This window comes from Haloarchaeobius salinus (assembly GCF_024464185.1).
GTDB lineage: Archaea > Halobacteriota > Halobacteria > Halobacteriales > Natrialbaceae > Haloarchaeobius > Haloarchaeobius salinus.
In genome coordinates this window covers 1-18,908 of the sequence record NZ_JANHAU010000005.1, presented here as the reverse complement: position 1 = coordinate 18,908, position 18,908 = coordinate 1, and the positions used below count along the sequence as shown (strand labels likewise).

The window sequence follows — 18,908 nt, the reverse complement described above, 5'->3', positions numbered from 1 at the left end:
TGGAAAACTCCTCTCCCGAGCCCGCTGCTGAATCGGGGCGGCCAGGACGGTCCGTCCGTGAGGTACCTTTATTGGTCGACCCTCCCGAGGTGAGGCCATGACGACTGGAGGCACACCCCGACGGCGGGCGTTTCTCGCCGGGGTGGCGGGGGGGACGGCCGGTCTCGCGGGCTGCAGCGGCCTCTTCGGTGCCGGGTCGGCAGTGTCGGTGCTCGCGGCGGGGAGCCTGAACGACGCACTGGAGAACGGGCTCCGAGAGCGAGTGGCCCAGCGCGTGACGGTCGAAGCACACGGCTCCGCCCGGGTGGCCAGACTCGTCGCTGAGGGACAGAAGGACCCCGACATCGTCGCCGTCGCGGACGTCGCGCTGTTCGAGTCGACACTCACGCCGCCGTGGTACGCGGAGTTCGCGACGAACTCGGTCGTCCTCGCCTACGACGGGGAGAGCCCCGGTGGCCGCCGCGTCGCCGACGCCGGTACGGACGGCTGGTGGCGGCCGCTGCTCAACGACGACGTCTCCCTCGGGCGGACGGACCCGGACCTGGACCCGCTGGGCTACCGCACGCTGTTCGCGCTCGAACTGGCGACCGACCACTACGATACCGGCACCGACCTCAGGGCCGCGATACCCTCCCCGGACCAGCTCTACCCGGAGACCCAGCTCGTGAGCCAGTTCGAGACCGGCGCGGTCGAGGCGGCCTTCACCTACCGGAGCATGGCGGTCGACCGTGGCTACGAGTTCGTCGACCTGCCCGCAGCTATCGACCTCGGTGACCCCGGGCTGGCCGGACAGTACGCCTCGACGAGCTACGAACTGCCCGGCGGGACGGTCGTGAGCGGTGCCCCCATCAGCTACGCGGCGACACAGCGACACGAGTCTCCGGCCACGACCACGGTGTTCGATGCACTGATCGGCGACGGCTACCTGCCCGAGTTCGGGTTCGCCGTCCCCGAATCGTATCCCCGCTACACGGGACAGCTACCGGATGGCATCGCGAACTGAGTCGGAACGCGGGCCGGACTGGCTCGCCGTCGCGACCGTGCTCGGGGCGCTGTTGCTCTGCTACTACCTCGTCCCGGTGCTCTCGCTGCTCGCGAGCCAGTCACCCGGGACCGTCCTCTCGCGGCTGGACGATCCGGCGGTCGTCGGGGCGACGACGACGTCCGTCGCGACGTCGGCCGTGAGTACAGCTATCGGTGCGACGTTCGGACTCCCGCTCGCGTACTGGCTGGCACGGACCGAGGGCCGGGTCGAGACGCTGTTGACCGCGCTCGTCGTCCTGCCGCTCGTCCTGCCCCCCATCGTCAGTGGGATGGTACTGCTGACGGTCGTGGGCCCGAACACGCTCGTGGGGAGTCTGGCGGCGGCAGGTGGGCTCCCGCTCACGCGCTCGTTCGCGGGCGTGGTGCTCGCCCAGACGTTCGTCGCCTCGCCGTTCATCGTGGTCACGGCGAAGGCGGCGTTCGAAGGGGTCGACGACCAGCTGGAGGCCGCGTCCCGTTCACTCGGCAAGAGCAGGGCGACGACGGTGCGACGAGTGACGCTCCCCTTGGCATGGCCCGGCGTCGTCGCCGGGGTGACGCTGGCGTTCGCCCGGGCCATCGGCGAGTTCGGGGCGACCATCATGCTGGCGTACTACCCACGGACGATGCCGGTCCAGATCTGGGTCTCGTTCAGCACCGCGGGCCTGTCCGAGGCGTTCCCGGTCGCCGTCGTCCTCCTCGCCGTCGCGGTCGTCAGCCTCGTCGTCCTGAACCTCCTCGGCACCAACCCACTCGACTGACCATGCTCGAACTCGACTCCCTCGAAACGAGGTACGGCGACTTCACGTTCGGCCCCGTGGACCTGACGGTCGACGAGGAGGTGCTCGCGGTACTCGGGCCATCCGGCAGTGGCAAGACGACGCTCCTGTCCACGGTTGCAGGCATCGTCGATGCCTCCGGCGGCTCGGTCGGTCTCGACGGTCGCGACCTGACCGGGAGGCCACCGGAGGCCCGCGGTACCGGTGTGGTGTTCCAGGAGGGCGCGCTGTTCCCCCACATGACCGCCCGGAAGAACGTCGCCTACGCCGCGACCGACGCGGAACGCGTCGACGAGCTGGCGGGACTGCTCGAGATAGCCGACGTGCTCGACCGCCGGCCGGGGGCGCTCTCGGGTGGCGAGCGACAGCGGGTCGCACTGGCGCGTACGCTCGCCGCCGAACCGGATGCACTGTTGCTCGACGAACCGCTCTCGAGCCTCGACGCGCCGATCCGTCGACGACTCCGACTGGAACTCCACGATCTGTTCCAGTCGCTCGACATCCCGGTCGTCTACGTCACGCACGACCAGCGGACGGCGAGTGCACTCGGCGACCGTCTGGCGGTGCTACACGACGGGCAGGTCGAACAGGTCGGCCCGTCGGCAGCGGTGCTGGAGCGACCGGCCACGCCGTTCGTCGCCCGGTTCACTGGCAGCGAGAACGTCCTGGAAGCGCGGGTCGTGGAGCGGAAGGCGGACAGTCTACTCCTCGATGTCGGGGACGGACGGCTCTCGACGAGGGCCGTCGATCCGGGTTCCGGCCCCGCCGTGGGTGAGACCGTCACCGTCAGTGTCCACCCCGCACGACTCGAACTCGGACCGCCATCGACGGGGACGACCGGACGGCATGACCGACTCCACGGGACGGTCCGTCGGCTGGTCAACGAGGGCGACCAGTACCGGGTCGTCGTCCAACCGGTCGACGAGAGCCAGGACGGGGGAAACCCGACCGGCGTGACGACGGACGCGGTGGAACTGACCGCGACGGTCGCGCCGACGATGGTCGACCGGCTCACCCTCGAACTGGGTGACAGCGTCTCCTTGACCATCTCACCGGGAGACGTTCACGTCATCGACTGAGGTGAAGATTTGTCATCGACCGTCGGGCGGTGTCGTTTCGAAATGCGTAATCCGGGGCCGCTCTAGCAAGCATTAAGTGAATTCAGGGTTCGTCTGTTTGTAGAACCGAAACATCACGGAGACCAGGAATGCCACAGCACGACACCGAGTACCGTCTCGACGACATCGACCGCCGGATACTCTACATGCTGATGCGCGAGAGCCGTCACACGACGGCGGCGGCCATCGCCGAGACGGTCAACGTCTCCGGCGCGACCGTTCGGAACAGGATCTGCAACCTCGAGGAGGCGGGTGTCATCAGCGGGTACACGGCACACATCGACTTCGAGCGCGCGGGCGGGAACCTCACCAACCTCTACCTCTGTAACGTGCCAGTGCCGGAGCGCGAGGCGCTCGCACACCGGGCACGAGCCATCCCGGGCGTCATCAACGTCAGGGCCCTGATGACGGGGCGGGAGAACCTCCACGTCGTCGCCGTCGGGGAGACGACGAACGACCTGCAACGGGTCGCCCGGAAGCTCTCCCAGCTCGGTATCGAGATCGAGGACGAGGACCTCGTCGAGGACGAGTTCTTCAGCCCCTACGCCCCGTTCGACCCCGATGGGGACGGTAGCGACCGGGCCCCCGAGGACGTCATCAGCCTCACCGGCGAGGCGAACATCGTCCAGATAACCGTCGAAGGGAACGCCCCCATCGCCGGCCGAAGCCTCGAAGAGGCGAGCGCCGAGGGAATCCTCGACTCGGACACGCTCGTCATCGGTATCGAACGCGAGGAGTCCGAGCTGACCCCCCACGGTGGGACCGAGGTCCGGCCGGACGACATCGTCACCGTACTGTCACGCAGTTCGGCGAACGAGAGAGTGCTGGAGACGTTCCGTAGCGGCAATCCGGAGGTCGTCGACGGATGAACCGACAGACAGCGAGACCGACCGAAACGACGGACCAGGAGATCCACGTATGAGCAAGAGACTCACCGACACAGTAGTCGTTCCAGTCGCACACGAATCGGACGCCCGAAAGACCGCAGCGGCCCTCGAACCGTACGACGTCGACCGTGTCGTCGTCGTCCACGTCGTCGAGAAGGCCGGTGGTGCACCGGACAAGACCCCGGTCGAGCAGTCCGAGGAGATCGCCGAGGCCTCCTTCGCCGCCTTTCGCGAGACCTTCCCGGACGCCGACGACGCACTCGCCTACCGGCGTGACGTGGTCGGGGGCATTATCGACCTCGCGGAACAGGAGGACGCCAGCGCCATCGCGTTCAGGCCCCGCGAGGAGGGGCGCATCGTCCGGTTCCTCTCGGGTGACCACTCGCTCCGTCTCGTGACGCAGTCACCGATTCCGGTCATCTCCCTCCCCTCGGAGGACGACGAATGACGGAGGGCGACGAGGAACTCGCCAAGGACCTCGGGCTCGTCTCCGCGATGACCATCGGTATCGGGACGATGATCGGTGCGGGTATCTTCGTCCTGCCAGGCGTCGCCGCCAACACCAACGACGCCGGCCCCATCGTCGTCGTCTCGTTCCTCGTCGGGGGCGTCATCGCGATGGTGAACGCGCTCTCGATCTCCGAACTCGGGACGGCCATGCCGAAGGCCGGCGGCGGCTACTACTACATCAACAAGTCCCTCGGGCCGATGTTCGGCTCCATCGCTGGGATGGGCGACTGGATGGGGCTCGCCTTCGCGTCCGCGTTCTACTGCATCGGCTTCGGGCAGTACCTCGCGGTGTTCGTCGGACTCCCCTCGCTCGCGTTCCTCTCGCCGATCCAGGTCGGCGCACTCGTCGCGGGGGCGGTGTTCGTCGCCGTCAACTACATCGGCGCGAAGGAGACCGGCGGGGTCCAGACAGTCATCGTCACGCTCCTGCTCGCCATCCTCGCGGCCTTCGCCGTCGCCGGCTTCTTCTCGTTCGACTACGGAATCCTCACCAGCGACGGAGGGCTCACGCCGAACGGGTACGGCGTCATCCTCCCCGGAACCGCACTCGTCTTCGTCTCCTTCCTGGGCTACGCGAAGATCGCGACCGTCGCGGAGGAGCTGAAGAATCCCGGTCGCAACCTCCCCATCGCCATCATCGGGAGCGTCGCCATCGTCACGACCATCTACGCCATCCTGGTCAGCACGATGCTGGGCGTCGTCCCGTGGCGGGATCTGGTCGAGGACGCACCGGTCGCGCAGGCCGCCGAAATCGCGTTCCCCAGCAGCCTCCTCGGCTTCAGCGGGGTCGCAGCGGTCGCGGCCTCGGTGATGACCCTCGGTGCGCTGCTGGCGACCGCCTCCTCGGCGAACGCGTCCATCCTCGCCTCCGCACGCATCAACTTCGCGATGGGCAGGGACCGGATCGTCACCAACTGGCTCAACGAGATCCATCCCAGCTACGCGACGCCCTACCGGTCGATCCTCGTCACCGGTGCGCTCATCATCGTCTTCATCGCGGCACTCGGCCAGGAGATCGAAGTCCTGGCGAAGGCCGCCAGTGTGCTCCACCTCATCGTCTACGCACTGATGAACGTGGCCCTCATCGTCTTCCGAGAGGCCGACCCGGAGTACGACCCCGAGTTCACGGTGCCGTTCTACCCGGTCACACCGATAGTAGGTGGGTTCCTTTCACTCGGTCTCGTCGCGTTCATGGATCAGATCGAGATCGCACTGTCGGGCGCGTTCGTCCTCGCCGCCATCGTGTGGTACTTCCTCTACGCCCGCGACGAAACCACGCAGGAGGGAGTCCTCTCGGAGTACGTCACGCGGCGCGAGGACGAGCTACCGGACGGTGTCGTCGACGCGGCTGACGCGGTAGCCCCGAACGAGGACGACGATTTCTCCGTCATGGTCCCACTCGCGAACCCGAAGACCGAGAAGGACCTCATCACGCTGGCGAGCGCCATCGCGAAGCAGAAGGGCGGCACCGTCGACGCGGTCCACATAGTCAAGGCCCCGGACCAGACCTCGCTGGAGTACGCAGCCGAGAACCCCGAGGTGTTCGAGGAGGACTACCACGGGATACTCGACGCGGCGGAACAGAACGCCGAGACGTTCGGGGTCGACGTGGAGACCCACACAATCCTCTCGCACCGGCTGTTCGAGCAAATCTTCGACGCCGCGAAGTCACACGACGCGGACATGGTCGTGATGGGCTGGGACGAGGACGCTCACGGCTCGCCCGGGCGCGTCGAGAGCGCACTCGACGAGCTGACCGAGGACCTGCCCTGTGACTTCCTGGTGCTGAAGGATCGCGGTTTCGACGCCTCGGAGATTCTCGTGCCGACGTCTGGCGGCCCGGACTCGGACCTCTCGGCCGAGGTCGCGAAGCTGCTCCAGGCCGAGTACGGCTCGACCATCCGGCTGCTCCACGTCGCCGACGACACCGACGCCGGCCGGGAGTTCCTCGCCGACTGGGCGGAGAGACACGGCCTCGAAGACGCCGAGTTGCTCGTCGAGTCCGGTGACGTCGAGGACGCCATCGCGCGGGCCGCCGAGGACGCCAGTATGATGATCGTCGGTGCGACCGAACAGGGGCTGCTCTCCCGGCTGGTCAGGCGTTCGCTCGTGCTGGACGTGGTCGACGAGGTGTCGTGCTCGGTGCTCCTGGCGGAGCGGGCACGCGAGAAGAGCTTCCTCGACAAGCTGTTCGGGAACTGAGTCAGCTCTGGGCCGGCGGCGACTGCGTCTCGCCTTCGGCGTACTTCTCGCTGAACTCGCCGATGAGGTTGCCCATCTTCGCGTACCAGTCGTTGAGCATGCGCTGCATCTCCTGGGCGATCTCCTCGGCATCACGTGGCCGGTAGACGTGGTAGTAGCCACCCTGGTCGTAGTTGATCTGCTCCTTCTGCAGGAAGCCCGCCGAGAGCAGGCGCTGGACCGCTCGGTACGCGGTGGAGCGTTCGCGGTCGATCTCCTCGGCGATCTCGTCGACGGTGAGTCCCTCGTCGCGCTGGTTCAGCAGCTGGAAGATCTCCTTGTCGATGCCCTTCAGGTCGTGGAAGCACTCCAGCAGGCCCTCGCAGTACATGTCCTGCCGGAGCATCTCGCTCATCGAGTCAGCCATTTGATGAACGTAGGGGCTGCCCACTCAAAAGTGTTTGCAAATTCGGCACAATACTGCCGGCAACGTCGAATACAGGGGCTCAGTCCTGCGACGAGGCGTGATCTGCACCCTGCTCTGCGCTGTCAGCGGACCGCATGGACCGCCAGTAGCCCTGGGCGTATGCGCCGAGGAACATGCCCCCGATGGCCCAGAGTATGGGGTAGTTGCCGACGCCGAAGCTCGCGTAGGCGGCCCCGGGACAGATTCCGGAGAGACCCCAGCCGACGCCGAAGATGGAGCCACCGATCACGACGTTGCGGTCGAACGACTTCACGCGGCGCTTGTACTCGTCGCCGGTGATGGGCGCGCGGTCGAGGAACGTCGTCGCCACGAAGAACGTGACGCCCGTGACGACCGCCGCACCGCCCATCACGAACAGCAGTCCGAAGTCCTGGAACTGGAGGAAGTCGAGCACGACCTCCGGCCGGGCCATCCCGCTGATGGCGAGCCCGAGCCCGAAGACGATGCCGCCGAGGTAGATGGCGGGCAGGAACAGCGGGCTCCGCTCTGCGGTGCTCATGGGTTCACCCCCAGCGCCATCACGAGCTGAGCTGTCCCGATTGCGAACGCCATGAACGTCGCGACGTTCACGAGCGAGGTGTTCGACAGCGAGCCGACGCCACAGACGCCGTGTCCGGACGTACAGCCCTTGCCGAGCCGGGTGCCGACCCCGACGAGGAAGCCGCCGCCGAGGAGCCGCCACCACTGCACCTCGGTGGTCCAGATACCCGGGTTCAACACGAGCCCCCAGATCGCCGCACCGCTGACGATACCCGCGGTGAACACGAGCCGCCAGTCGCGTGACTGGACGTACTTGAAGCGGTTGAACCGGTCCACGTCCGAGACGTACGAGAGTGTGGACTCGAGGAACGTGCTCGCGCCCGCGATGATGCCCGTCGAGAGGTAGATTATCGACGCTCCCAGCCCGACGAGCAAGCCGCCGATGGCGTACGGGAGTATCCCGCGGGGGAAGAGTTCACCCAGGGCGAGCAGCGGTGTGAGTTCGGTCATCTCGCGGTGACACCCCCCCGGTTGTCTCCGGTGTCGGTTCGCCGGGCGGTGCTGGCGTCGATGCCCGGACCGTGGTCGCCGACCGTCGAGCGGCCGGTGTACCGTCCGTCTGTCATTGTCGGTTCCATCTACAGCGGACGCACAGATAAGACTTTGCATAGTAATTCTATTGCTACACAATACCGGAGAGGCAGACCGCCACCGAAAGCGTTCAAATATCTGGTTACGCCTACGTGACCATGGGCAGTCGTGTTCAGAACACGAACTGCTACCGACACCCTTTTTACTGACCCACCAGTATTGGGTGGTGAAGCCAATACCATGACGGAGTACGAAACCACCGAGACGCTCGACGTGAAAGGAGAGAACTGCCCGATGCCGGTCGTCAAGACCAAGCAGAACATCGACACCCTCGCAGCCGGTGAGGTGCTCGAGGTCCTGTCGACCGACTCCGGGAGCATGAGCGACCTCGCGGGCTGGGCGGACTCCACGCCCGGCGTGGAGCTCGTCGACCAGGTCGAGGGCGACGGCCTCTACACGCACTACGTGCGCAAGACCGAGTGACCATGTCGACCGACACACCAGACGCCGCAGGGTCCGACGCCGAGGAGCCGTCGCGTGCCGAGCTGGCCGCACAGGTCGAAGCGCTCGAGCAGCGGCTCTCCGACGTCGAGGCCGACACGGCCGACGACACCCCGAAGATGTCCATCATCGCGACGAAGGGCACCCTCGACATGGCGTACCCGCCGCTCATCCTCGCGAGCACCGCGGCCGCCTTCGGCTACGAGGTCACCGTGTTCCACACGTTCTGGGGCCTCGACATCCTGCACGAGGAGAAGTCCAAGAAGCTCCAGCTGAGTTCGGTCGGGAACCCCAGCATGCCCGTCCCGAACGTCATCGGCGCGCTGCCGGGCATGGACCGGATGACGACCAAGATGATGGAGAAGCAGATCGCGGACAACGACACCGCGACCATCCAGGAGCTCATCGACACCTCGCTCGACATGGGTGTCGAGTTCCAGGCCTGCCAGATGACCATCGACCTGATGGACTACGACGAGGACGACTTCTTCGACGGCGTCACGACCGGCGTCGGCGCAGCGACGGCCATCCAGGACATGGCCGAGGCCGACATCCAGCTCCTGGTCTGACCGACCAGTTCCTTCATGACACAGGAATCCCCCGACGAGCGGACGCAGCAGGCCGAGACGGACAGCCGGGATGCTACCGACCCACTGGTGGGCGAGGGCATGCTCGACGAGGAGATGGGGCCGAGCTCGTCGATGGCCCACCTCTACCGTGGCGAGATCCATCGGATGACGTTCTGGCGGGAGCGACTGGACCGGACGACGAACTGGGCCGTCGTCGTCATCTCCGCGCTCCTGACGTGGTCGTTCTCCTCCTCGGACACGCCACACTACGTCATCCTCATCGGTATCGCGACGCTGACCGTCTTCCTCGTCATCGAGGCGCGCCGCTACCGGGGGTACGACATCTGGCGGACCCGGGTCCGCTCGCTCCAGCAGAACGTGTTCGCGAAGGGGCTCGACCCGGAGATCGACCTCGCGAACCCGGACTGGCGGACGGGGCTGGCGGCGGACTACAGCCGGCCGACGTTGAAGATCACGACCGAGGAGGCCATCGCACACCGGCTGCGCCGCATCTACCTGCCGCTGTTCGGCCTCCTGCTCGTCGCCTGGGCCGTCCGCATCACCGCGTTCGCGACGGACTCCTGGCTCGCGACCGCCAGGGTCGGCGCGATACCTGGGTCGACCGTCGCGCTGTCGGTGGCCGTCTTCTACGCGGCCGCACTGTTCGTTGCCTTCCGTCCCCGGACCTGGCGTGCGCGGGGCGAACTCAGGTTCGAGGACCTCCGGAAGTGAGACCTGGCGAGGCGACCCATCGCGGACTCACGCTCCGACACGGGGAACCGGATGTGCCGGTTCTCAGTCGACGGGACAGATAGTGCGGCTTTATCTTATCAGCTGACGTATGTTAAACCATGAGCACCACTTCATCCCGTAGAATCCCGTCCGTCCAGGTACTGTTCGGCGCGCTCGTCGTCGTCCTCGGAGCGTTACTGCTGCTCGACACGACCGGCGTGTTCCCGACGACCGACCTGCTACTGTACGCCCCGTCGCTGTTCGTCGTCGTCGGCCTCTGGGCGCTGTTCCAGAGCCGACTCCGGAACATCGTCGGCCCGGTCGTCCTCGTCACCATCGGAGCGGCCTGGCAGGCCGTCGCGCTCGACTTCGCGACCGTCGACGACGTCATCGTCTTCTGGCCGGTGCTGGTCATCGCGTTCGGCCTCTCGGTGGTCCTCGGGACCTACCGGGCGAAGACCGTCGCAATCGACGACGCGTACACCTCGATGTTCGCGGCCTTCGGTGGCGTCGAACGGCGGAACACCTCGAAGGCGTTCACGGGGGCCGACCTCACCGCTCTCTTCGGAGGTGCAGAGATCGACCTCCGCGACGCAGAGGTCACCGACCGACCGGCCCGTATCAACGCAGTGGCACTGTTCGGTGCAGCCGAGGTCATCGTCCCTCGCGACTGGAACGTCCAGATGGACGTCCTGCCGGTCCTCGGTGCTGCCGAGGACTCCCGTCGGCGCTACGAGACCATCAACGACGAGGTCGACCTCGTCGTCGGTGGCTTCACCGCGTTCGGTGGCATCGAGGTCAAGGACTGAAACCGCGCGAGACAATTTTTCGGGGCCAGCCGACGAGCTACCGCCAGCTCGTCCAGCCGCCGTCGACGACGAGTGACTCGCCCGTGACGTAGCTCGCGAGGTCGCTCGCCAGGAACGTCGCCGCCCCGCCGATCTCGTCGGGCCGACCCTGTCGACCGAGGGGGACCTGCTGGGCGAACGACGCGTCCGCCTCGTCGCTGCTCTCCTGGTCGCCACCGATCATCGTCTCGATGCCGCCGGGGTGGATCGCGTTGACACGGATGTCGTGCTCGGCGAGCTTGTGGGCGAGCGAGTACGTCAGCATCGTGAGTCCGCCCTTCGAGGCGGAGTACGTCGGCCAGTTGCCGTTCCCGAACAGGCCGGCGATGCTCGAGATGTTGATGATGCTGCCGCCGTCGCCCTCCGCCATCCGCTCGGCCGCGACCTGCGAGCCGAAGAACGCGCCGTAGAGGTTGATGTCCATCAGCCAGCGGTAGTCCTCCTCGCTGACCTGGAAGAAGTCCTCGGCGCGCCAGACGCCCGCGTTGTTCACCATGATGGAGACGCCGCCGAACTCGTCTGCAGCGTCCATGGCCACCGTGAGGTCGTCCCGGTCGGTCACGTCACAGTGGACGAACGCGGCGTCGGCGTCGGTCTCCGTCTCGATCTTCTCGTGGGTTGCTTTCCCCTCCTCCTTGGGGTCCTCGCGGACGTCTGCGACGACCACGGCCTCCGCGCCGTGTTCGGCGAACGTGAGTGCGATTCCGCGACCGATTCCGGAACTCCCGCCCGTGATGACCGCGATCTCGTCATCGAGTAGTGACATCTGTGAACACCGTTCGGACTTCTCACCGAGACAAGATAAAACAAGACGACAGTTCCGAGACGGTGAGAGCCGGCCCCCCGCGAACGGTGGGTGTCAGTCAGCGTCGAGGTCCGGATCCCGGACGGTCAGAACCGGGACGGGCGAGGTGCGGACGATCTTCTCGGTGACGCTCCCGATGAGGTAGCGCTCGAGCCCGGTTCGACCGTGGGTCCCCATCACCACCAGGTCGATGTCATTCTCCTCGACGTACCGTCGGAGCTTCCTGTACGGCCGACCGTAGCCGACCGTTTTCTCGACACGGGCGACCGAGTCGTCGGCCCGTCCGGCGATGCTCTCGACCGCCTCCGCTGCAGCGTCCTCCAGTGCGTCGGTCATCAGCTGGGAACGTACGTCCAGACCCATCGAGAACGCGTCGACGACGGAGACGACGTGGACCTCGGAGCCGTACCGGGCCGCCACGTCGAGGCCGACGTCCGCAGCCGCGTCGGCTGCGTCGCTCCCGTCCGTCGGGATGAGCACCGACTCGAACGGGTAGTGGACCGAGCCGTCGTCGGTGTCCCTGACCGTCAGCACCGGCACGTCCGAACGACGGAGCACCTTCTCGGTGACACTCCCCAGCAGGTAGCGTTCGACGCCGGTCCGACCGTGGGTCCCCATCACCACCAGGTCGATGTCGTTCTTTTCGACGTACTCCAGAATGGTCCTGTGGGGGACGCCGGTCCGCACGGCCCCTTCGACCTCGAGGTCGGCCGCCTCGACCTCCTCGGTGACCTCCTCGACGATGGCCTCAGCGCGAAGACCTCTCTCCTCCTGTTGTGGGACGTTCTCGGCGGTGCGCGAATCGACGACGTGCAGGACGTGGACTGCGGCATCGTAGTGACGGGCCAGGTCCTCCGCGTAGCCGACGGCCGCCGTCGCACACTCGCTGCCGTCGGTCGGGACCAGTATCTCGTCGAACATCGTCCGTTGATTCGTCGTCGCACGACAATAATGTCGGGGGTGGAGCGGATGGTCGTGTTCGGGCAGACCGGAAACCCGGGGCTGACGGGCGGGTCGCCTCAGGGACGCCAGCCCCGCAGGAATCCCGTCGAGACACCACCCACCGCGAGTGCGGAGCCGATGCTGAACGTCCGCATCGCGAACACGGCAGCCGCCGCGTCCGCCTGGCTGGCGGCGGTGAGCAGTCCCAGCACGGCCCCCAGGAGTACGTCGTATGCACCCAGACTCGCCGGGATTGGGAAGACACTGGCCGCCTGCGGAAGCGGGATGACTGCGACGATGGGGAGCAGCGCAACCGGTGTCCCCATGCCGCCGAGGGCCACCCAGAGGGTCACCGCGGTGAGCAGCTGTTCGACGATGCCACCCACCGCGATGAGGGCGACCAGCCCCGGGGCGTCACGGAACTCCCCCGCGCGCATCCAGAACCGGTCGACGGCGGCCGCCACGGTCTCACCGTCGTGCGGGTCCGAACGGTAGAGCGACGAGACGAAGCTGACCGGTGGGGCCAGCAGGACGACGAGACCATCGCTCAACCGGGCGTGAGTCACAGCCAGCAGGAGGCCGACGACGAGGAGCACCCCGACCGCCCCACCGAGCGTGTAGACGAGGAACGACGGGGTCGGACCCAGCAGGACCAACACCAGGACGAGGAGCGTCGAGACGAACAGCTGTGAGCCCGACTTCACGTACTTGGCGACGCCTCGGACACCCAGCGCCTCGCTGTAGGTCGTCTCGGTCTCGACGGCGATGAACCGCGCCATGATCGGCTCCGAGGTCACCGGACCGGCCGGGCTGAGGGTGTCGAAGAAGTCCCCGGCGAACGCGAACTGGACACTCCTCCCCGGGGAAATCCCACCGTTGAGCGGCCGAAGCGAGGCCCAGACGCCGATACCGTCCGCGGCTCCCTCGGCCAGGACCAGTACGAGCACCAGCAGCGCGAACAAGGGTGCGAGCGTCGTTGCCCGGCTGACGACGGTGCCGACACCGACGAACCAGAGATACGCGGCTATCGCCGTCACACCCAACGTCACACCGACGAGGAACCGCACGGCGGGGCGCACACCACCGTCTCCGAAGGGCATCCAGATAAACCCGCCGTCACCCGGCGGCCGGCCACTGGATCTCTCGGAATCCGTGCCGCCCCTCCTGTATAGTCAGTCCGGGATCACCCCGACGTGGTCGCGTTCGACCTGCTGTTCGTCGACGGGTCGGACGACGTCCTCACCGACGGACAGCGGGAGTGACTGCGGAGTGCCCGTCGGACCGGAGAGACGGGTCGGGGGCGGCGGGACGGTCACCCGGGAAGGGAATCAGCCGTTAGCTGTACTGCTGGATGAGACTGCGCAGGGTGCCCTCGTCCTCGAACCCGACCATCTGCTCGACCGGCTCGCCGTCGGCGAACAGGACCATCGTCGGCACGCCCTGGACGCCGAACTGGGCGGCGAGCTGCTGGTTCGCGTCGACGTCGACCTTCGCGACGGCGGCGTCCGTGCTCTCGGCGATGGACTCGACGACGGGCTCGAGCATCTGGCAGGGGCCACACCAGTCGGCGTAGAAGTCGACGAGGACGACGTCGTACTCGTCGGTGGTCGACGTCAGTTCGTCGACGCCGTTCACGTACACGGGGTCGGCCGGAGCGGCTCCGTCAGCCACCGCGTCGGTGGTCTCACCCTCGGTCTGGTTCTGGAGTTCCTTCTTCTTCTGCTCGCGGATGTCCTCGATTGTACTATCTCCACTCATCACCAGTTGGTTGTCGCTCCTCGAACTTAGGTGTTGTGCTGTAGTCGTACAATATAGTGGCTACGAAAATAGACAGGTGACAGGATAGAACGGATTTGTGAGGCTATTCACGCCTTTTTGCCCACTCATGACGTTCCCCCGACGTTCACCATCGTGTGTATAATACGAAATACTATGGCGCTCCGGCTCGTACGTGTGAGCATGGCCCGCCACATCGCAGTGCTCGACGCGTCGCTCGGCGACACGCCCGCCGAGCGCAACCTCCGGCGCGAACTCGCGGCCGCCGCCGAGGACGTCGTCGTCGACGTGTACAAGCTACCCACCGGGGCGCTTCCTCCTACCGCGGCCAGCCCGGAGTGGAACTACGACGGTGTCGTCGTCAGTGGCTCCCAGACCTCCGTCTACGAGGACCGGGAGTGGATCCACGACGCGACGGCCTGGCTACGGGAGAGCCACGCTGCTGGCGTCCCCATGCTGGGCATCTGCTGGGGTCACCAGTTCATCGCTCAGGCACTGGGCGGTCGCGTGGTCGACATGGGGGAGTACGAGCTCGGATACCGCGAGCTCTCCAGGGTCGGTACGGACCCACTGTTCGACGAGGTTCCGACTGAGTTCGTCAGCTTCGAGACGCACTCCGACCGGGTGGCGGAGCTCCCGCCGGGGGCGAGCGTGCTGGCGCGAAACGACTACGGCGTCCAGGCGTTCCGTGTGGGCAGTGCGTACGGCGTGCAGTTCCACCCGGAGTACGACCGGCAGACGGCAGTCTGGGTCACCGAGAGCAAGGACCTCCCCGACGAACGCATCCAGGCGGTCCTCGACGCAATCACGGACGAGACCGTGGCAGAAGCCGAGGCAGCGAAAGCCGTATTCCCGAACTTCCTTGACTTCGTCGACTCACACCAGCCGGGGACAGCGCCGCTCGAAGGCCGTCGCTACTGACTCACTCGTCCGCTCGCTCCGCGACTTCCGTCCACGATTCCGCACCGAAGAACTCCTGGAGGGCCATCAGTACTCCGACGTACGTCCCGAAGGCGACGAGGACCGCGGGGACGACCAGGGCGATGATGAGCACGCCAATCCCTGTCCCACCGAACACTTCGATCATCACCAGCACACCACCACAGGGACCGGTGTGTCCGTGCGACCGTTCATAGCTCCAGCTTCCGGATCTTCCACCATCATTTTTGCGATGTCCCTTCAATACTACTCCGATAGGTTGTCTGTCAGGTGTGTGATTTCTGAGTACAGTAGGGCCCCTCGCAGAGGCCCCTGCAGGAGCGCCCGATAGACCACCAACAATAAACACAATTTTGCACAATACTGAATAGCTCGGTCCTCGTAGATGAACGTATGCGCGCAGTACTCGCGACCGACCTGTCCGACGCCATCGAGACCGCGATCAGTTCACGCACCTGTCTCGAGTGTCTCGAACGGTACGGCATCGACCAGATCGACCTCGTCACGGTCACCAGTCCGAACGTCACATCCGGGATGCCCGGTAGCGACATCGGGGCTCGCACGAAGCGCGGACTCGAACGCCAGCGCCGGCTGCTCGAGGAGGAGGGGTTCGACGTGCGGACGCACGTGATGCGGGGCACGCCACACCGGCGCATCAACGGGCTCGCCGACCGCGTGCACGCGGATCTGGTTATCATCGGGTCCCGCGGGCAGAGCCCGCTCGAACAGCGGTTCATCGGTGGAACCGCGAAGAACGTGGCCCGCACCGCGAGCCGACCGCTCCTGGTACAGCGCATCCTCGAACACGGCGAGGAGGAACACGAGGTCGCCGCCGAGCACCTCTTCCAGCGCGTCCTCTATGCGACCGACTTCTCGGAGAACGCCGAGCGGGCGTTCGACCAGTTCCAGCACCTCCAGCACGCGGCGAAGGAGGTGACGCTGCTCCACGTCGCCCCGCCCGAACGCCGGTCCGGAAGCGACCCCGACGCCGTCGCCGACGCCGAGGCCCGGCTCGCCGAACTCGCCGCCGAACTCGAGGAGCTGGGCATCGAGACGCGGACCGTCGTCCGTGAGGGTGCGGCCGTCGAGGAGATCCTCGCCGCCGAGCAGGAGTTCGAGCCCACGACCATCCTCATGGGCTCGCGTGGTCGGAGCCGGATGCGACGCCTGCTGCTGGGCAGTGTCTCCGAGGACGTCACCGCGAGGGCACAGTGCAACGTGCTGCTCGTTCCCCCGACTGGGACGCGCTGAATCAGAGTGCGTCGGTAATGTGGACCCAGATCGCACACCAGTCCTCGGCCGCGACGTAGCCCTCGACCTTCGCACAGGCACCCCAGCCGTCGCCGTTCTCGTCCGGGATGAACTCCGCGCAGTTGCCACAGGACTGCCCCGGCTGTCCGAGGCCGTCGGCGATGGCGTCCACCGACTCCATCAGTCGAACGTCCTCCTGCGTCTGGAGGTCGGTCGGGTCACGTTCCCCACCACCCTGTGAGCTGGCGGTCCGGTACTGTTCCGGGACCTGTGCGGTCGGCAGCTCGTCCTCCGTCAGGCCCTCCGGCACACTCGGCTCGGGCAGCTCCTCCCAGACGGTACACCAGTCCGCGCCGTCGATGTAGCCCTCGACTGTCACACAGGCACCGAACGCGTCGCCGTTCCGGTCGTAGATGTACTCGTGACAGTTCGCACAGCACCGACCCGGCTGATGGGCGTTGTTCTCCTGTGCCTCCTCGTACTCGGAGAACTGGACGTCCGCCTTCGGGAACAGCTCCTCGCTCCCCCGCTGTTCACCGCCGATAGAGGTCGCCGATAGGTAGACGTCGGGGACGGGACCGCTCTCGAACTCCTCCCGTGAGACGCCCTCCGGCAGCTCCTCGTCGTCGTCGTCCTCACCGTCGTCCGCATCATCGTCCGTATCATCGGCCGCCATCGTCGTCGTCTCGACGACGGTGGTGCCGTCTGCGTCGTCCCCGTCACCGCCGAGACAACCGCTCAGCGCCCCGATCCCCGCCGTGGCGACGAGATAGTGTCGCCGGCTCCACAGGTGATACCCCGAACCGTCGTCCGCCCGCGAGCGTCGACTCGCCATGCGTGTCCGTCGGTTCCTCTCACACAAAATTATGAACTACTGATAACTGGAAACGTGGCATTACGGAGAGTCAAGGAGAAAGCCCCGCCCTTCAGGACGGGGATGAATCCGACAATACTCTCCGCACCCGCCGGGCGATGGCAAGACCGGATATTCCACGTCACGCCGTCCATACCTTCAAGTAATAATACAGACATAGGTTACGTATGGTGAGACAGGTCGTCACCCGCACCTACACTGCTTCCATACGGAACCAGCAACAGGTGTCCGACGACCTTGATTCGCTCGGGTTCGCCGCCTCGAAACTCTGGAACGTCGGACGGTGGACGTGCGACCGCGTCTGGTCTGAGATAGGCCATATTCCCGGTCACAACGAACTCACCACCTACCTGAAGTCGCACGAACGCTATGATGACCTGCATTCTCAGTCAAGTCAGCGAGTCCTTCAAGAACTCGCTGAGGCGTTCAACGGCTGGTACGGCAACCGACGCAACGGAGACACGAACGCGAACCCGCCGAAGTATCGCAAACACGGTGACAACCACCCGCGTTCCACGGTCACGTTCAAAGCCGCAGGCTTCAAAATTGACACTAAATACCAGCGGGTCAGACTCAGCAAAGGCTCGGCCCTGAAAGACTACTGGTCGGACTTCATCCTCTGCGAATACCAGACCCGGCCCGACGTTGACCTCTCCACCATGGAGAGCGTCCAACAGGTTCGAGCAGTCTGGACAGGTGATGAGTGGGAACTGCACTTCGTGTGCAAAGTCGCAATCGAGGTTTCCGAATCACCCGGTGAGAAGACCGTGGGTGTTGACCTCGGTATCAACAACTTCGCCGCGCTCGCCTTCGAAGACGGCAACAGCGAACTGTACCCGCTCAACTGCTTGAAGCAGGACGACTACTACTTCAGCAAGCGGATTGCTCGCTGTGACGACTCTGATTCCGAACAAGCAACCCGGCTGAACCAGAAGAAGTCGGCTCGTCGCACTCACTACTTCCACACGCTCTCCAAGCACATCGTCCAGCGGTGTGTAGAAGAGGGAGTTGGAACGATTGTGGTGGGCGACCTCTCCGGTATCCGCGAGGACGGGGAGAACGGCGAGTCGAAGAACTGGGGAAAGCACGGGAACCTTGATCTGCACTCGTGGGCGTTCGACCGCTTCACCTCGATGCTCACCTACAAAGCAGAGATAGAGGACATCACAGTTGAGCAGGTGTCCGAACGGGATACATCGAAGTCGTGTTCGTGTTGTGGAAGAAAGCGCGAGTCGAACCGTGTTGAACGCGGGTTGTACGTCTGCGATGAGTGCGGTACGGTAGCTAACGCTGATGTGAACGGTGCTGAGAATATCCGACAGAAAGTATCTCCGAGTCTCGCCTCTGATGGGGGAGATAGGAGTAACGGCTGGTTGGCACAGCCATCGACGTTCTTGTTTGACAAGGAAACTGGTGCATTCGCACCTCAAGAACAGGCTACGTCGTAAACCACAATATCCCAACGGCGGTCGGGAATCCTCGCCCTTCACAGTAGACGCCGAATCAAATCGTTCTCGGAGTTGAACCTCTCCACTGATTCGGTCTCGCAATGAGTTTCGGAATATCTCTCGACGAACTCTGTGGAGACCGAGCGAGGGAACGCCGCCGAACGTAG

22 protein-coding genes are annotated in these 18,908 nt (G+C 65.6%); 13 read left to right on the top strand and 9 right to left on the bottom strand.

What is annotated here, in order from left to right:
- Window positions 1-97: 97 nt before the first annotated feature.
- From NO345_RS15320 to NO345_RS15295, 6 genes are all read left to right on the top strand, one after another.
- On the top strand, window positions 98-1,003 hold the full coding sequence (locus NO345_RS15320) for an extracellular solute-binding protein (RefSeq protein WP_256300628.1): 906 nt from the start codon (window positions 98-100) through the stop codon (window positions 1,001-1,003).
- Window positions 987-1,784: an ABC transporter permease gene (locus NO345_RS15315; RefSeq protein ID WP_256300626.1), complete on the top strand. Its 798-nt coding sequence runs from the start codon at window positions 987-989 to the stop codon at window positions 1,782-1,784. Before NO345_RS15320 ends, NO345_RS15315 begins: the two co-directional genes overlap by 17 nt.
- A 2-nt stretch (window positions 1,785-1,786) precedes the next feature.
- On the top strand, window positions 1,787-2,881 hold the full coding sequence (locus NO345_RS15310) for an ABC transporter ATP-binding protein (RefSeq protein WP_256300624.1): 1,095 nt from the start codon (window positions 1,787-1,789) through the stop codon (window positions 2,879-2,881).
- Window positions 2,882-3,009: 128 nt separating this feature from the next.
- Window positions 3,010-3,789: an Lrp/AsnC family transcriptional regulator gene (locus NO345_RS15305; RefSeq protein ID WP_256300622.1), complete on the top strand. Its 780-nt coding sequence runs from the start codon at window positions 3,010-3,012 to the stop codon at window positions 3,787-3,789.
- Between the two features lie 49 nt (window positions 3,790-3,838).
- Complete coding sequence (locus NO345_RS15300) at window positions 3,839-4,255, top strand: universal stress protein (protein ID WP_256300620.1); 417 nt, start codon at window positions 3,839-3,841, stop codon at window positions 4,253-4,255.
- Complete coding sequence (locus NO345_RS15295) at window positions 4,252-6,519, top strand: amino acid permease (RefSeq protein ID WP_256300618.1); 2,268 nt, start codon at window positions 4,252-4,254, stop codon at window positions 6,517-6,519. The genes NO345_RS15300 and NO345_RS15295 overlap by 4 nt, the downstream gene beginning before the upstream one ends.
- Before the next feature lies 1 nt (window position 6,520).
- On the opposite strand, the gene NO345_RS15290 is transcribed toward NO345_RS15295, so the two are convergent.
- The 3 genes from NO345_RS15290 to NO345_RS15280 all read right to left on the bottom strand — a co-directional run bounded on the left by NO345_RS15290 (window position 6,521) and on the right by NO345_RS15280 (window position 7,975).
- Window positions 6,521-6,925, bottom strand: a complete 405-nt coding sequence (locus NO345_RS15290) for a helix-turn-helix domain-containing protein (RefSeq protein ID WP_256300616.1) — start codon at window positions 6,923-6,925, stop codon at window positions 6,521-6,523.
- Between the two features lie 79 nt (window positions 6,926-7,004).
- The gene (locus NO345_RS15285; protein ID WP_256300614.1) at window positions 7,005-7,484 is read right to left on the bottom strand and encodes a YeeE/YedE family protein; all 480 of its coding nucleotides are present in this window, start codon (window positions 7,482-7,484) and stop codon (window positions 7,005-7,007) included.
- Complete coding sequence (locus tag NO345_RS15280) at window positions 7,481-7,975, bottom strand: YeeE/YedE family protein (RefSeq protein ID WP_256300612.1); 495 nt, start codon at window positions 7,973-7,975, stop codon at window positions 7,481-7,483. Before NO345_RS15280 ends, NO345_RS15285 begins: the two co-directional genes overlap by 4 nt.
- A 321-nt stretch (window positions 7,976-8,296) precedes the next feature.
- On the opposite strand from NO345_RS15280, the gene NO345_RS15275 reads away from it, so the two are divergent.
- The 4 genes from NO345_RS15275 (at window position 8,297) to NO345_RS15260 (ending at window position 10,667) form a co-directional block, all read left to right on the top strand.
- On the top strand, window positions 8,297-8,539 hold the full coding sequence (locus tag NO345_RS15275) for a sulfurtransferase TusA family protein (RefSeq protein WP_256300610.1): 243 nt from the start codon (window positions 8,297-8,299) through the stop codon (window positions 8,537-8,539).
- Between the two features lie 2 nt (window positions 8,540-8,541).
- A complete protein-coding gene (locus NO345_RS15270; RefSeq protein ID WP_256300608.1) occupies window positions 8,542-9,126 on the top strand; it encodes a DsrE/DsrF/DrsH-like family protein in 585 nt (194 codons plus the stop codon).
- A gap of 15 nt (window positions 9,127-9,141) precedes the next feature.
- Window positions 9,142-9,858, top strand: a complete 717-nt coding sequence (locus tag NO345_RS15265) for a DUF2270 domain-containing protein (protein WP_438266774.1) — start codon at window positions 9,142-9,144, stop codon at window positions 9,856-9,858.
- Window positions 9,859-9,977: 119 nt separating this feature from the next.
- Window positions 9,978-10,667: a LiaF transmembrane domain-containing protein gene (locus tag NO345_RS15260; protein WP_256300606.1), complete on the top strand. Its 690-nt coding sequence runs from the start codon at window positions 9,978-9,980 to the stop codon at window positions 10,665-10,667.
- Between the two features lie 37 nt (window positions 10,668-10,704).
- Here NO345_RS15260 and NO345_RS15255 read toward each other — a convergent pair whose 3' ends face one another.
- From NO345_RS15255 to trxA, 4 genes are all read right to left on the bottom strand, one after another.
- A complete protein-coding gene (locus NO345_RS15255) occupies window positions 10,705-11,472 on the bottom strand; it encodes an SDR family NAD(P)-dependent oxidoreductase (protein ID WP_256300604.1) in 768 nt (255 codons plus the stop codon).
- Between the two features lie 93 nt (window positions 11,473-11,565).
- A complete protein-coding gene (locus NO345_RS15250) occupies window positions 11,566-12,432 on the bottom strand; it encodes a universal stress protein (protein WP_256300602.1) in 867 nt (288 codons plus the stop codon).
- Between the two features lie 98 nt (window positions 12,433-12,530).
- The gene (locus NO345_RS15245) at window positions 12,531-13,532 is read right to left on the bottom strand and encodes a lysylphosphatidylglycerol synthase domain-containing protein (protein WP_256300600.1); all 1,002 of its coding nucleotides are present in this window, start codon (window positions 13,530-13,532) and stop codon (window positions 12,531-12,533) included.
- 256 nt (window positions 13,533-13,788) lie between these two features.
- Window positions 13,789-14,211, bottom strand: coding sequence for a thioredoxin (gene trxA / locus NO345_RS15240; RefSeq protein WP_256300598.1), 423 nt, complete (start codon window positions 14,209-14,211; stop codon window positions 13,789-13,791).
- Window positions 14,212-14,412: 201 nt separating this feature from the next.
- Here trxA and NO345_RS15235 point away from each other — a divergent pair, with 201 nt between their 5' ends.
- On the top strand, window positions 14,413-15,150 hold the full coding sequence (locus NO345_RS15235; RefSeq protein WP_256300596.1) for a type 1 glutamine amidotransferase: 738 nt from the start codon (window positions 14,413-14,415) through the stop codon (window positions 15,148-15,150).
- Window position 15,151: 1 nt separating this feature from the next.
- Here NO345_RS15235 and NO345_RS15230 read toward each other — a convergent pair whose 3' ends face one another.
- Complete coding sequence (locus NO345_RS15230) at window positions 15,152-15,316, bottom strand: hypothetical protein (RefSeq protein ID WP_256300594.1); 165 nt, start codon at window positions 15,314-15,316, stop codon at window positions 15,152-15,154.
- 245 nt (window positions 15,317-15,561) lie between these two features.
- Here NO345_RS15230 and NO345_RS15225 point away from each other — a divergent pair, with 245 nt between their 5' ends.
- On the top strand, window positions 15,562-16,419 hold the full coding sequence (locus NO345_RS15225; protein ID WP_256300592.1) for a universal stress protein: 858 nt from the start codon (window positions 15,562-15,564) through the stop codon (window positions 16,417-16,419).
- A gap of 1 nt (window position 16,420) precedes the next feature.
- Here the strand turns inward: NO345_RS15225 and NO345_RS15220 are convergent, their stop codons facing one another.
- Entirely contained in the window at window positions 16,421-17,254 is an 834-nt protein-coding gene (locus NO345_RS15220) for a high-potential iron-sulfur protein (protein ID WP_256300590.1), read from the bottom strand.
- Window positions 17,255-17,460: 206 nt separating this feature from the next.
- On the opposite strand from NO345_RS15220, the gene NO345_RS15215 reads away from it, so the two are divergent.
- Window positions 17,461-18,741, top strand: coding sequence for an RNA-guided endonuclease InsQ/TnpB family protein (locus tag NO345_RS15215; protein WP_256300588.1), 1,281 nt, complete (start codon window positions 17,461-17,463; stop codon window positions 18,739-18,741).
- The last annotated feature ends 167 nt before the right edge of the window (window positions 18,742-18,908 follow it).